The sequence below is a fragment of the Isoalcanivorax pacificus W11-5 genome, from assembly GCF_000299335.2.
Taxonomy (GTDB): Bacteria; Pseudomonadota; Gammaproteobacteria; order Pseudomonadales; family Alcanivoracaceae; genus Isoalcanivorax; species Isoalcanivorax pacificus.
Window position 1 is genome coordinate 4,155,156 of record NZ_CP004387.1, and the last position, 13,272, is coordinate 4,168,427.

The following is a 13,272-nucleotide window of genomic DNA, read 5'->3' on the forward strand; positions in this document are numbered from 1 at the left end:
ATTATGCTCCTTCAGCATCCGCCAAGCGTGTAACAGGCCATTTGGGAAAGTTTTCGTTCCACTTCTGCAGGTTGACGACATGACAGCTGGTGGCCAGTGACTGAACCCAGCGCGAGGAAGCTTTCCCCACAGGTAGCTCCTGCTTCAATGACTTTTGCATATGGCCATTTAAGGCATTCTCAAAAGTGAGAAGACAGACATAATGGACGGGTTTATCCACTTTCTGTTCGGCGTGTCTATAGAGATAAGAATCTCGGAATTTATATTTGAGGTAGTTCTTTAGCCACTTAAAACTATCTTGCCTTGCTTTCTTCTGCTGATCGTTTGCCGCATTGCGGACATCATAGATCGACGGATCGTCATAGTCTTTCAACTCCACATAGACATAGGCCTCTTCAAACTCGGCGACTATGTCGACCCCTTTCATCGGAGCACCATGATATGTGGGTTTTGTACGGTCCTTCTCATCGAAAACAAACGCATCAAGTGCATCAGTGAATTGAAACTCGAAGCCGTCAGCAGCCACAATCTTCATTTGCCAAGGCCCCCCATATCATTTTCAATTTCTTGGTTGATGAGAAAACCGAAAGCCTCATCAATTGGGTTGGGAGAGATATCATGGTAACTGTCAGTGGACGAGACCTTGATTTCTGAAGTATCAGGATCTCGATACAGGCTATGAAAGCGGACATGATCTTCTTTGCCTTCGTCCGCTAGAAGATCGAACCACTTGAGCAAGACATAATCGTGAGTCGCTAAAATTATCTGCTGGCCGTTACGGGAAAGCTCCAACAGAATCTGAACAAGGATCCTCAACAGCTTGGGGTTCAGATTGGATTCAGGTTCATCCCAGAACAGTGGACCGCTAACACCGGGCTGGATTGTTCCGGTTTCCAGGAGGCGTGAGAGCATTCCTGCTTTACGAAAGCCCTCCGCAATGGAGTTGGCAGAGTACTCCGTATGCTCAGTCTTAAAAGTAACCTTTCCTCCTCCATAAAAAACAAAACGACCACCGCATATTTTCTCGATTTCGGCCATAGCCCATTTTGCTTTCTCGTGCAGTAACTGGGAGCGCACTTCAGGGAGGTCCAGTGAGAGACAAATGTCCTGGTAAGTTTGATCGAAAGAGAGCCCATATTTCTCATACAGGCTGTTGAACCCCTTCATAAAGGAGAGGACTTCTTTGGTGGGAATAAATACCGCTTCAGCCAAGTGTTTTTCGTAGTTTGTACGATCCTGAATGGCTAATGCTTTAGAGTTGTTAAAGAAGGTTGCGGCGACTTTTTTCTCATGGGCAAATTGGGCCGAAAGGTACGCCTGATCAGTCACGCCTTGGCCGTGCAGCTTTCCAAACCTGTCATCAAGAGGCATAAATAGGCGAAGGAATTTGGTTGTCAGCGCCACTTCGAGCTCATTCTGACCGAGGTCAGGTTGATTCTTAAACAGTGGAGCGCCGGAACACAGCCCATATGCTGCCTTAAGCAAATGGGTTTTGCCGGTCCCGTTTTCGCCAATGATCACGTTGATTCTTGGCGAAAAATTGATCTCCAGCTTTCTGAATGACGTGAAGTTTCTGAGCTCAAGGCGTTCTATCATCGTTACTTCCCAATATTTTGTTACTGAGCTGGCCTAATGCGGGATCGGCTGCGGCATAGCATGTCTGCTTGGCTGCACACGGAAATACGCGCGCCGCTCGCACCCGCTCGCATTTTTCGTGCGCCGCACGTATTTTATCAGCTTCGCTCATATCGAGTCCCCTTCCCCTGGCCCACCGGGCGTATCACGCCCTTGTCTTTCAAGCGGTTGAGCAGCCGAGTGGCTTGGAAAGGGCTGATATGGCACAGATCAGCGGCATCCGCTCGTTTGATGCTGCCGTGGGTATCGATGAAATTCAGCACCATTTGCTCCTGTTGGATGGCATCAAACCCCGCCTGGCGAACGTAGGCCGCCTTCTGTCCCGCCCCCCGGTAAACCTTGGCGCTCAGGGTGTAAGTGCGGCCCTTGCCGGTGCCGTGGGCTTCCACCATGCCGGCTTCCACCAGTTTTTCCAGGGAGCCCCGGACCACGGTTTCGGGCTTTTGCACGGATTTGGCCAGGTCCGCCGTTCTTAAACGCCGCTCATTGCGCAGCCGGGACAGGATGATCAGGCTGTCGATGGGCATGGCGGCGCCGGTCTGTTCCTCTCGCTCGACGATCATGCGCAGGAATTCGGCGTCCGCGTCCGCTGCGCTCATGCGCACGGAGACGGTGTGAGCGGACGACATTGAGTAGTCAGGGGCGGTGCGCCCGTAGCGGAGCATGCCTTCGAAGATCCGGTCGATGCCCCGGCCGGTGCGTTCGGCCAGGCCGATGCGCTTGATAATGTCAGCCAGCAAGGGGTTACGGGAGCGAGGGTCAGCCACCAGAAGGTTGTCCAGGTTGACGCCTTCCACAAATCCACCTGGGTTGCTGATGCTCAGGCCGTCGTCGTCCAATTTGACGTGCACGGCGCCCAGGGCGCTGTAGTCGCGGTGAACCAGGGCGTTCACAAAGGCTTCCCGGAAGGCACGGCGGTCGAAGTTGGGGATGGGCACGCGAAACAGCCCGACCTGAATCTCCTCTTCCTCCACCCGGGCGCGGAATAGCACTTCGACCTCTTCGAAGGTCTCCAGCAGTGGTTTGCGGTAGAACTCATTGACCAGCACATCGGTACCGCGCAGGACCTGGAAGGCTACCTCGTGGGAGGGCAGGTGTTGCCGGAGCTGCCTGTCGTTTCCCAGCAGCAACAGGCCTGCAACCGTGGGGCGGCGCATGCCTCCCACGCTCACAGTCAGGCCCAGGGCGCCGTCCAGCTCATCGTCCGCCAGGGGCATCAGACTCTGGTCGCCGCCGTACTTCTTGATGGCGTTGCGGATCCGGATGCGCTGAATCGGGTCCAGGTCTTCAACCGCCAGGTTCTCCACCGGCAAGGCAGAGGGGTCCGTTACCCCCAGGCTGGACTGGCGCTGAACAAACTCATGAGGATAGAAGGGCACGGCCTCCGGGGTGCCGTCCATTCTCAGGCGCCGGCGTTGCAGCAGACCATCCGAGGTGGACACCAGCTGCCGGGACTTGGGCACCTGGATCCTGGCAATAGGTTGCCCTTCCAGCTCCAGGGCCTCAACGCGCACGGCCAGCGAAGGAATAGTCTTGTTGGCAATCAGAGCGGGCAGGCCTGCGAGGTTGCGGTGGTTGGCATGCAGTCCAGTCGGGGTGCCATCGTCTTCAACGCCCAGGAACAGGTCGCCGCCCTCGGTGTTTGCAAGGGCCACCACCGCAGCTACCAGATCCCGGTCCGGCAGGCTTTTGACGTCGCTCTTGAACTCGACGGCAAGGCTTTCGCCGCCGCGAATGAGCGCCCGGATTTCCTGTTCGGCTTCGTGCATGGCTATCCCCAATAAACGGTGTGGCATGTTTAGATCTGAACCTTGCGACCTTGCTGGATCTCAACCAACAGGGCCTCTCTCAAGGCATTCAGGTAACGGTCCACATCATCCTCGTCAGCCAACCAGGCCTTGTCGAACGCGACACGGAGGTTGCGAGTGTGAATGTAGTCGGCAGACGGTTCCTTGATCTCATGAGGCTGTCCACCATTCCAGCCATTCTCAACACCTGTGCGTTGCGCGGGATCATCCGACGGTGCTGGTTTCTGCTTGGCCATTGCCACCATTTTGCCCAGCAGCTTCTGGTAGCCCTCTTCTTCAAAGTACCGGATCCGGTCCTTGATCACGGCTATCAGGCGCTCCTGTCCGATGTAATCGACCAGCTCCCGCAACGGTTTATTAAGCTCATCCTGGCGCGGTTCCGGCAGGGACTGATATTCGTCCATGCTTTGCATGCGTTCCTGCATGGTCTTCAGGGAGGTTTCTGCCTGGGAGCGGATTTGCTGCACTTTCTCATCGATTCGCTCCTGCAGGCTATCCAGTTGGCCCTTGAGCTGCTGAATGCGATTCCCTTTGTAGCAGTTGGCATCGTTCAGGATGGTGCGAATCTGCTCGATCTCATCCCCGGACACATAGATGAAGTTGGGCTTCTGGCTCTGCAGGAAGGATCGAGCCTGGTTATAGATGTCTTTTTGCGAGCCGCCCATGAACTTGCGGATGGGGTCAATGACATCCTCTTTCAGGCCAAGCAGTTGATCTTCCTGCTTACCCAATTCCGTCAGGTGCCAAGTGTAGGGCTTTGCGGCAACTTCTTTCAGCGTCTCCAGAGCAGGTTTCAAAGCATTAAGGAACGGGTACTGGTCGACCTGCGCTATCCGCCGATCCAGGTCGTGGTACATGTCCCGGAAGGCTTCGCCGGCTTCTTTACCCAGGGCTTTGGCTTCGCTGCTGCGGGGCGGGCTGTCGAAGAAGTCCTCATAGAACGACTTGAGGGCTCGGACCTGAGAGGCGGTGAACTCAATCTGTGGTTCCAGCACCACGTTGCCGTGGCCGTGAGTGTTACGCAGGGCGCGCTCCAGCTCGCTGTCCTCCAGGATATTCCCGTCGAGACGAACTTCCACCTTGCCACGGGCACACAGGTTGGCCAGGGTGCAGAGAACAGCGGCGTAATACCAGCCGTAGGGCTTGCGTTCGAACTTTTCCAGCAGGCTCTTGAGGGTGGTGCGGACACCGCCCCGGTTGTTGCTCTGAATGAACGCCAGCACCTCCTGCTCGGATTCCGCCAGGGCCGTGGCGTCATTACCGAAAAGACCATCGTCTGTACGGTTAAGGCAATTGCTGATGTCGTTTTCCGTATAGGAAACGCCGCGCAACATGCGGAGGTTGGGGTAAGCCCGTGAAATCAGCTCATGGAAGCCCCGAATAATGCGGGTCTGGGGGTCCTCATTCGCCACTTCCACATCGGCGCCGCCAATGAGCAACTTGGACTTGCCAATGAGGGTCTGAACTTGCTGCCGGAGTCTGGCCTCACGCTCACGGTTTTGGAAGCCCTTGTCATGCAGGATCCGTTTGACGCCTTTCTGCTGGGTAACGGAGATGTTCTGTTTGATGTACTTCTCGGTGCGCTTGAACATAAGCAGGTCCCGCACCAGGCGCTCGTCCGAAGGCATGAGCACGAACAGCTCGTCTGCCTTGTAGGTTGAGGCTGTACGGAGCATTTGCTCATTGTCAGTATGCTCGTGGAACGGGCTGATGACATTAATGGAGAGCTCGTATTCACGCCCATGCAGACGATCATCCAGTTTGCGCGAATAAGAGTAGTCCTGCCCCTGGTTCTGGGAGGAGCCGGCGTCATAACGGATCTTGCGCTGCTTGATGACAAAGTCGAAAACGATCTTTTCCAGCTCGTCAGCGATGTCCGATGACTCGACTTCCGTGTTCTTGATCTCCTGCTCGACGTCCTTTTCTTCGTCCGTCAGGTACTCGTACTGGTCCCCGTTGCGCTGTATGTAGGTCTGTTGCTCCAGAAGGCTCAGGGCTTCCTCCACCTTAGTGCGAAGTGCCGGCAGGTTCTGATCAAAAGCATCGAGCATCAACACGCATAGGTTGCGCACCGTGGGCTTGAATTCCTTGACATATTTGACCAGGAAGAGGGCCTTCAACAGCCGGATGGCGAAGGCATTATCCAGATGGTTCTCGGCCTGAATAATCGCCCGCTGTATTTGTGATTTCAGTGCAGAGCGGATGCCTTCAAACATCAGGTCAAAGGTGGCCAGCTGGCCCACCTCGTGGTTGCCGATGTGGATGGCAACCTGTTGGAAAACCCCTAGCATGGAGCGTTCACCGACAGAACTGTGCTTACCTTCGAAGGCGTTGTGCTGCGACAGGTTCTGGATCGCCGATTGAAACAGCGCGAACTGGTAGGGGACGAAGGGGTAGCTGTGGATGAAGTGGTCCCTGTCCCGAAAGTTCCGGTAGGTGGCCGATCCATCGGCAAAGTCAAAGAGGGTTTTGAAGTTGTTCGCCTGCGCGTGATAGACGTCCGACAGTTGATTGACGCCTTCTTCGGTCTTGGTCAGCAAGCGCTTCTGGATAACCTCCGCCACGTCCGCGCTGGAGAGCTTCATGCGGTTATTGAACCGCGCCTGAATTTTCGAGAAGTCGTGGCCCTGCTGTTTGCCCATTTCGCCCACAACGTCTTTCATCTCTTCCTGGGCGGTGACGATAATCCAGGCCCGGCCCCGACATTTGGTGGCGAGGCTCTCGGCAATGGTTTGCAGGTTGGTCATCAGTTTGGTGTTGTCGGCAATGTATTGGCCAACCTCGTCCACAAAGAAATTCAGACGGAACTCTTTGTGGCCACCCTCTTTTGCCTGCTTCTCGATATAGGCATTCACATTATCCGCGAAGTCCTCAATCGAGACTCGATATTCGCTGCGGTACTTGTCGAGAATGCCCGCTGCCGACTGCGGGTCGCCCCCGGTCACAGAAGCGTAAGCCTTGGCAATATTCGCGCCTTCCAGGAGAGCTTGCTCTCGACCTTTTTTCCATGAGCGACCGGCAATGGCCTCGTACTCGGCTTTGAACTGCTTGTACAGCCCTCGGCTGTGCAAATCGCGCTCAAACTGGGCAATGTGCCCTTGTTTTCCGTAGTAGCCACACATTTCGTCAAAGACTTTAACGAACACGGCCAGAAGCGCATCGATCTGGGTTTTGCTGATGACATCGGCTTTCTGATCGATGTTGAAAAGAATACTCTTTGAAGGGATAGAGATGGCTCGCTTCAGGTCACCCCGGAGAATTTCATTCTCGCTGCACTTGGGAAGGAACAGATCCAGCGTTGTAGCACCGTCCATTTCCCTGTTTTCAAGCAGAAGGGCCAGCATTTTGAGCAAGTGAGACTTGCCCGAGCCAAAGAAACCGGATACCCAGACACCGTTCGCTCCTTCATAGTTGTTGTAGGCGTCCAGAAACTCTTCGAGGCGTTTCTCGACTTCGTTAGTCAGTACGTATTCTTCGATTTCGAGGCGAAGACTGGCTTCATCGTCGGCTTTGATAACGCCTTCAATAGGGCGATCAACGGGCTTTAGAAAAATGTTCTTCAATGTCATGGTACTTTCCCTTAATGATTACGCCTCGAATCGTTTCGTTCACTCAGGCTTCGTAATGAAAGATGTTGAACGCCCGGTAGTACTTGTCGTCATGCAGCCTGCCGAAAAGATCCAATGATGCTCCGGTTTCCAGCGAGTGGGTATAGGAGCCCGGGAAGAACATTACCGTTGGCTGGTCTTTGGCAGTGCTCTGCAAGTTATTGAGCACGTTATGGGAGCGTATGTAGGGGAAGACCTCGCCCACCCCTGAGAGAAACAGCACGTCAAACTCAACAGACTGGAGTTTTGCCGCAATAGCGGGCACCAAATGGGCTTCCGGGTCCAGCACGCCTTGTAACAGTTCTTTCAGCTGATCCTTTGAGACCGTGGGCTCGAGCTCGAACACCTGCTCCCAGATGTCTCTCTCTTTCAAAATATCGACGGTAAGGTCATACAGGTTGATGCTCAGTATCCGGATGCCCGCCTGCTCCAGTCGGTTAACCAGCTGCCGCTGAAGACGGTCCATTTCGACCGCTTCTTTAGGCCCGTAGGGGCAGATGAAGAAAGGGACCTCGTTACCCAACCCCTGCCTGTTCAGGAATCGCTGGCCAGAAACCACGCTAAACAGGTGCTGTAGCCGTTCCTGCATAGGCATTTTGGCAATGTCCTTTCTCACTTTGACATCCCCTTGATATCTGATTCGTAGACTGGAAAGTAAAGAAACGCCTCAGGATTTTTTTGTCGAAGCAACTCAATCAAGCTAGGGCTAAGCAGCGCGGCGTTGATGGTTTTGTCCTTAGCCAGCAGCCCAGCCTCCCGCAGCATTCTGAACAGGACCTGCCTCAACTTATCGCGTGTTGAAGCGCTGGCATTATCGAGCTCGTCATGCCATTCTGATTTACGATTATAGAAGGCATCGAAATCCTCAAAACTGAGATCCAATTTCATCGCAACAAACCGTTCGCGAACTACTTCCATCGCAAAATCCGCAATAAAGCGATAAAGACGGCACACCGCAACCCATAGAAGGTGAGCCTGGTCGTGGTAGTTTGCCTCGGCCAGGAAAGCCAGTTCGTCATCGTTCAATCTCTTCAGGCGAGCAATTGCCTCTCTACAAGTGCGCATTGCCGTGCTTTCTGTTCTGGCCTGAAGCAAGTTGTCACGCAACGCTTGAGCACGCACCTTTTCCCAGTCACGGAGTGACACGTAGAGCTCTGCGAGCTTCACCGATTCGCGGTGATACAGGCTGCCGGACGTGAAGGAGATGCGATACCTGCCTTGGGTCATTCGGAACGCTCACCTTTGCTCGTCTCGGCGGCTCCACCGGCTTTGACCCACTCGTCTACTTCCACTTTCTTGAACTTCCAAAAGCGCCCCATGCGGTGGGCAGGCATTGAGTGCTTGTCGATCCAGCGATACACGGTATCGTTGCTGACACCGAGGTGTTTGCCTATTTCGTCTACGGATAACCAACGATCTTCCATCTCGGCCATGTTTTCGCTTCCTATGGGCGATGGTATTGCCTCCTCACCTGAGGCGGCACGGTCTCGTGGGCGGAACCGCCCTAAATTACGCTGACTGGTCAATATATATTGGCATCACACCGCTTTCAACGGCTTTAATCCGGATAGACCAGTATAGAGAGGCATTTATATCGGTTGTAAATTTGATCAATGGCGCCGTGGAAATCTGCTGGCGATATTTAGCATTGAGCAGCGCTGGCTGGGCCACTGATAGCGTCTTCTGGCATGTTCGAGGTTTCGTCAATGTGTCAGGAGAGTTCCTCCTCATGACCTTTCATCCGGCGGGTTTCGAGTATGTCCACATAGATCTCTTTTTTTGAGATCGCTGTGGCCCAGAAGTCGGGATAACCTTTTGTTGCTCAGCGTGCTACGAAACCTTCTACTCGGACACTCGAAGCAAGCTAGGCAAAACGGATCAAGCAGCTCGCAAAGAAATAGAAATTATTTATGTCTTCATAAAAATGGCTTGTTTAAATTTTACAGAATACTTCTGTACCTATTAGGCCGTTTCACTTCCCGATGCAGAAACTGGAAAAAATCCGCCCCAGCAAATCATCCGCCGAAAACACCCCCGTAATTTCTTCCAAAGCACGCTGCGCACCACGTAGATCCTCCGCCAACAACTCACCCGCCGCATGGTCCCCCAACTGACGCGCCCCGTGCTGCAGCGAAGTCAGCGCCAACTCCAGCGCACTCAGGTGCCGGCGACGGGCAGAAAAGGGGCTGGACTCGCCGCTGTGAAAACCGACGCTCTGTTTCAGGTATTCGCGCAATGCGTCCAGCCCATTTCCGTGTGCGGCGGAAATCGCCAGGGTATCCGGGTGGTTGGTTTGAATACCGGGGGGTAAGCCGGACAGGTCGGCCTTGTTGAGGACCAGGGTCAGCGGAATACCCAGTGACGACAGTGTGCGCTGCCCTTCCGGCAGCAGTTGGTCCGGCTGGTCGAGCTGCGCCGGGGTGACGGTGGTTGAATCCACCACCAGCAAAATCCGGTCGGCCTGCTCGATGGCCTGCCAGGCACGGCGAATGCCTTCCTGTTCCACCACGTCCGGTGATTCACGCAGGCCGGCAGTATCGATCAAGTTCAGGGGCATGCCGTCGAGCTGGATGGTTTCGCGCAGCACGTCGCGGGTGGTGCCGGCGATATCGGTGACGATGGCCACGTCGTTGCCGGCCAGGGCATTGAGCAGGGAGGACTTGCCGGCGTTGGGCCGGCCGGCGATCACCAGGGTCATGCCTTCGCGCAGCAGGCTGCCGCGACGGGCCGTGGCGAGCACCTCGGCGGTGGCATGGATCAGGTCGTTCAGGTCGCCGGCGACTTTGCCGTCGGACAGGAAATCGATTTCCTCTTCCGGGAAATCGATGGCGGCCTCGACGTAGATGCGCAACTGAATCAGTTGTTCGACCAGGTTGTTCACAGCGTCGGAAAACGCGCCGCGCAGTGAGCCCACCGCCGCGCGGGCGGCAGCGACGGTGCCGGCATCGATAAGATCGGCGATACCTTCCGCCTGGGTCAGGTCCATGCGGTCGTTCAGGAAGGCGCGCATGGAGAATTCACCGGGCCTGGCCTGGCGGGCACCCTGGCGGATGCAGGCCTGCACCAGTTGATCCAGCAATACCGGCCCGCCGTGGCCCTGCAATTCCACCACGTCTTCGCCGGTGAACGATTTCGGGCCCGGAAAATAAAGCACCAGCCCTTCGTCGATCAGTTGGCCTTCGGCATCGCGGAAGCTGCTGAAATGGGCATGGCGGGGTGCAAGGGTGCGGCTGGCCGGCATTAACGCGCTGGCGACAGCCAGCGCGCGCGGCCCGGACAGGCGCACGATTCCCACGCCCCCACGACCGGGCGCGGTGGCGATGGCAACGATGGTGTCGGTATCAGGTTGGGTCATGGCGGGAGTATACGGGTTGGGCGCCTTAAACCGAAAAGCCCGGCGCGAAGGCCGGGCTTTTCAGAGCGGCGCAGGGCCGGATCACTCGTTTTCGATCTTGCGGGTGATCAGCCACTGCTGGCCAATGGACAACAGGTTGTTGGTCAGCCAGTACAGCACCAGGCCGGCCGGGAACCAGAGGAAGAACACGGTGAACACCACCGGCATCCACTTCATGACCTGGGCCTGGGTCGGGTCCGGCGGGGTCGGGTTCAGGCGCATCTGGAACCACATCGAGGCACCCATCAACAGCGGCAGGATGAACCAGGGGTCCATCAGCGACAGATCCTGAATCCAGCCAAAGAAGGGTGCCTGGCGCAGTTCAACCGATTCCAGCAGCACATAGTACAGGGCGATGAACACCGGCATCTGCACCAGCACCGGCAGGCAGCCGCCGAGCGGATTGATCTTTTCTTTCTGGTAGAGCTTCATCAGCTCCATCGACTGTTTCTGGCGATCGCTCTTGTTCTGCTCGCGAATGCGCTGCATTTCCGGCGCCACTTTGCGCATGCGCGCCATGGAGCGGTAGCTGGTGGCCGAGAGCTTGAAGAACAGCAGCTTGATGATCAGGGTCAGCAGGATGATGGCCACCCCCCAGTTGCCGACGCCAAAGCCGATATCGAACTCGTTGCCGAAAATGCTGATCTGGCCGCTTTGCAGGAACACCAGCAGGGCGAAGATCGGCTGGGAAATAAACCACAGCCAGCCGTAGTCCACGGTCATGTCCAGGCCGGGGCTGATGGCGCTGAGTTTGTCCTGCTGTTTCGGGCCGGCGTAAAACTCGGCGTACAGCACGCCTTCGTCGCCCGGTGCCACGGTGGTGGTCGGGGAGACAAAGCGCAGGATGTATTCGTCGGCGCTGCTGCGGTAGACGCTGCTGTAGACCTGGCGCTGGGTGCTGTCGGGAATCCAGGCAGACAGGAAGTAGTGCTGGATCATGGCAATCCAGCCGCCGTCTTCGGTCAGACGCAGGTTGGATTCCTTCATGTCCTTGAGGCGCAGCTTGTTGTAGGGCTTCTCGCTGTCCCAGTAGGCCGCGCCCAGGTATGTCGGCATGGGTGCGAAGCCGCCGGTCGCCTTGCCCGGGTCGTCGCTGCCGTCACGTTTGATCTGGCCGTACAGCGCACCCTGCCAGGGGCTGCCGCCATTGTTGCGCACGATGTGCGACTGACGAATCAGGTGGCTGCCACGCTCGAAGGTGAAGCGCTTGATGATATCCACCCCGTTGGCCTGGCGCAGGGTCAGGTCGACGTTCAGTTCGTACTCGCCGTCGAGCAACTGGTATTCGCCCTTTTCGGTCTGCCAGGTGGGGCGGCCTTCGGCGCTGTCGGTGCCGTTGGCGCCAACAATGCCACTCTGTGCCACATAGGTCCGGGTGCTGGAGCGCTCAAGCAGCGTAAACGGCTGGTCCGGGGTATCGACATGGCGTGGATAGTCGAGCAGTGACAAGCGGACAATGTCACCGCCCAGCCGGTCGATTTCCATTTCCAGCACATCCGTGCGCACCCGGATGATGCGATCCGAACCCGGCGCAGCCTGTGGTTCGGAAACCGCGGCGGGCGTTGCCGGCGCAGGCGTCGGCACATCCTCAATACCGGGAACAACCTCATCACTGGCGTCCGCCTGGGGCATGGGAGGCGATGCCGGATCATCCGGGATCTGCGTGGTGGTGTCGGTAATGGTGGCCTGATCCTGGTCGGGGACGAGGACGTAATCCTTCTGCCAGGCCAGGATCATCATATAGGTCACCACTGCGATGGCGACCAGGATAAGAGCGCGCTTGATTTCCATAGATAGGACTTGTTGGCGGCGAGAAAAACGGCGGGCAGTGTCTCAGGCCCGGGTGCGCTTGGCAAGCAGCTTGTCCCAGAGGTCGTCGACCTCGGTCCGCAGCTCGGCGGGATCAGGGTCGCTCAGGCCGCCGCGGAGCAGTACCACCACGTCCAGGCCCCGGAGGATGTCCGGCCGGTGCCGGAAGCTTTCACGGAGCTGGCGCTTGACGCGGGCGCGATCCACGGCGCGGCGGGCACGCTTGCGGGGAATCACCAGGCCGAGGCGATGCACAGCGAGCGGGTTTTCAATGGCGAGAAACAGGAAATGCCGGCTGCCGGCCCGGTAACGGGCCTGGTCGAACACACGCTGGAAGTCAGCGGGAGTCAGCAGACGGTTTTCGCGGCGGAAGCGGAAATCCGGGGCGGTATCGCTCACCGGATCAGGCCATCGTCGGCGGGTAAGGCGTCAGCGGGACAAGTGAAGCAAACAGCCGACTTCAGACGGTCAGCTGCTTGCGGCCCTTGGCGCGGCGACGGTTCAGTACAGCGCGGCCGTTTTTGGTGGCCATGCGGGCACGGAAGCCATGGGTGCGCTTGCGCTTGATTTGGCTCGGTTGAAAAGTACGTTTCATGGTGGCGTCCCCACGGGATCACTGGTCAGTCGAAGGGCGGCAATTCTAGGTGAGCCCTGCCGGGCTGTCAAACGGCAAAGTCGGGGCCTACGGAGCCGGTGCGTCGCTTATCTTTTATTAGATTTAAAGATTTAGATTTTTTAGTAGTTGTATTAGTTATAAGCAAAGCGATTTCTGTGGATAAGTTTGAAAAACAAATAAAATTCAATGATTTGGATTGTGTGTAATCGGTTGGTATCCCGGTGCGGGGACGGTGGTGCAGTGGGGGATAACCGGTGCAGGGTTGGGGACGAAATCTGTTCATGGGTCTGCCCACAGGGTTGTACCGGGTTTGTGCGTCCTGTCGCACCCATGGTTATCCACAGGGAAAATGCATGCAGACGGCTGTGGATAACGAAGCCCCCGGGGGATAGAATGGCCAGT

11 protein-coding genes are annotated in these 13,272 nt (G+C 56.5%); all 11 read right to left on the reverse strand.

From position 1 onward, the window contains the following. Position 1 precedes the first annotated feature (1 nt). Positions 2–535: a hypothetical protein gene (locus tag S7S_RS18600; RefSeq protein WP_008734410.1), complete on the reverse strand. Its 534-nt coding sequence runs from the start codon at positions 533–535 to the stop codon at positions 2–4. After that, complete coding sequence (locus tag S7S_RS18605; protein WP_008734408.1) at positions 532–1,596, reverse strand: AAA family ATPase; 1,065 nt, start codon at positions 1,594–1,596, stop codon at positions 532–534. The genes S7S_RS18600 and S7S_RS18605 overlap by 4 nt, the downstream gene beginning before the upstream one ends. Before the next feature lie 137 nt (positions 1,597–1,733). Beyond that, a complete protein-coding gene (locus S7S_RS18610) occupies positions 1,734–3,404 on the reverse strand; it encodes an ATP-binding protein (protein ID WP_008734406.1) in 1,671 nt (556 codons plus the stop codon). A 29-nt stretch (positions 3,405–3,433) separates the two neighbouring features. After that, positions 3,434–7,012, reverse strand: coding sequence for a BREX system P-loop protein BrxC (gene brxC, locus S7S_RS18615; protein WP_008734404.1), 3,579 nt, complete (start codon positions 7,010–7,012; stop codon positions 3,434–3,436). A 43-nt stretch (positions 7,013–7,055) separates the two neighbouring features. Then, on the reverse strand, positions 7,056–7,667 hold the full coding sequence (locus S7S_RS18620; RefSeq protein ID WP_008734402.1) for a DUF1788 domain-containing protein: 612 nt from the start codon (positions 7,665–7,667) through the stop codon (positions 7,056–7,058). Beyond that, positions 7,664–8,278 (reverse strand): DUF1819 family protein, encoded by a 615-nt coding sequence (locus S7S_RS18625; RefSeq protein ID WP_008734399.1) that lies wholly within the window; start codon positions 8,276–8,278, stop codon positions 7,664–7,666. The genes S7S_RS18620 and S7S_RS18625 overlap by 4 nt, the downstream gene beginning before the upstream one ends. After that, positions 8,275–8,484 (reverse strand): helix-turn-helix domain-containing protein, encoded by a 210-nt coding sequence (locus tag S7S_RS18630; RefSeq protein ID WP_008734398.1) that lies wholly within the window; start codon positions 8,482–8,484, stop codon positions 8,275–8,277. Before S7S_RS18630 ends, S7S_RS18625 begins: the two co-directional genes overlap by 4 nt. 539 nt (positions 8,485–9,023) lie before the next feature. Beyond that, positions 9,024–10,406, reverse strand: coding sequence for a tRNA uridine-5-carboxymethylaminomethyl(34) synthesis GTPase MnmE (mnmE, locus tag S7S_RS18635; protein ID WP_008734396.1), 1,383 nt, complete (start codon positions 10,404–10,406; stop codon positions 9,024–9,026). A gap of 81 nt (positions 10,407–10,487) precedes the next feature. After that, positions 10,488–12,236 (reverse strand): membrane protein insertase YidC, encoded by a 1,749-nt coding sequence (yidC, locus tag S7S_RS18640; protein ID WP_008734395.1) that lies wholly within the window; start codon positions 12,234–12,236, stop codon positions 10,488–10,490. A gap of 42 nt (positions 12,237–12,278) precedes the next feature. After that, positions 12,279–12,653 (reverse strand): ribonuclease P protein component, encoded by a 375-nt coding sequence (rnpA, locus tag S7S_RS18645; RefSeq protein ID WP_008734393.1) that lies wholly within the window; start codon positions 12,651–12,653, stop codon positions 12,279–12,281. Positions 12,654–12,714: 61 nt separating this feature from the next. Further along, positions 12,715–12,849, reverse strand: coding sequence for a 50S ribosomal protein L34 (gene rpmH / locus S7S_RS18650; RefSeq protein ID WP_008734391.1), 135 nt, complete (start codon positions 12,847–12,849; stop codon positions 12,715–12,717). Positions 12,850–13,272: the final 423 nt, after the last annotated feature.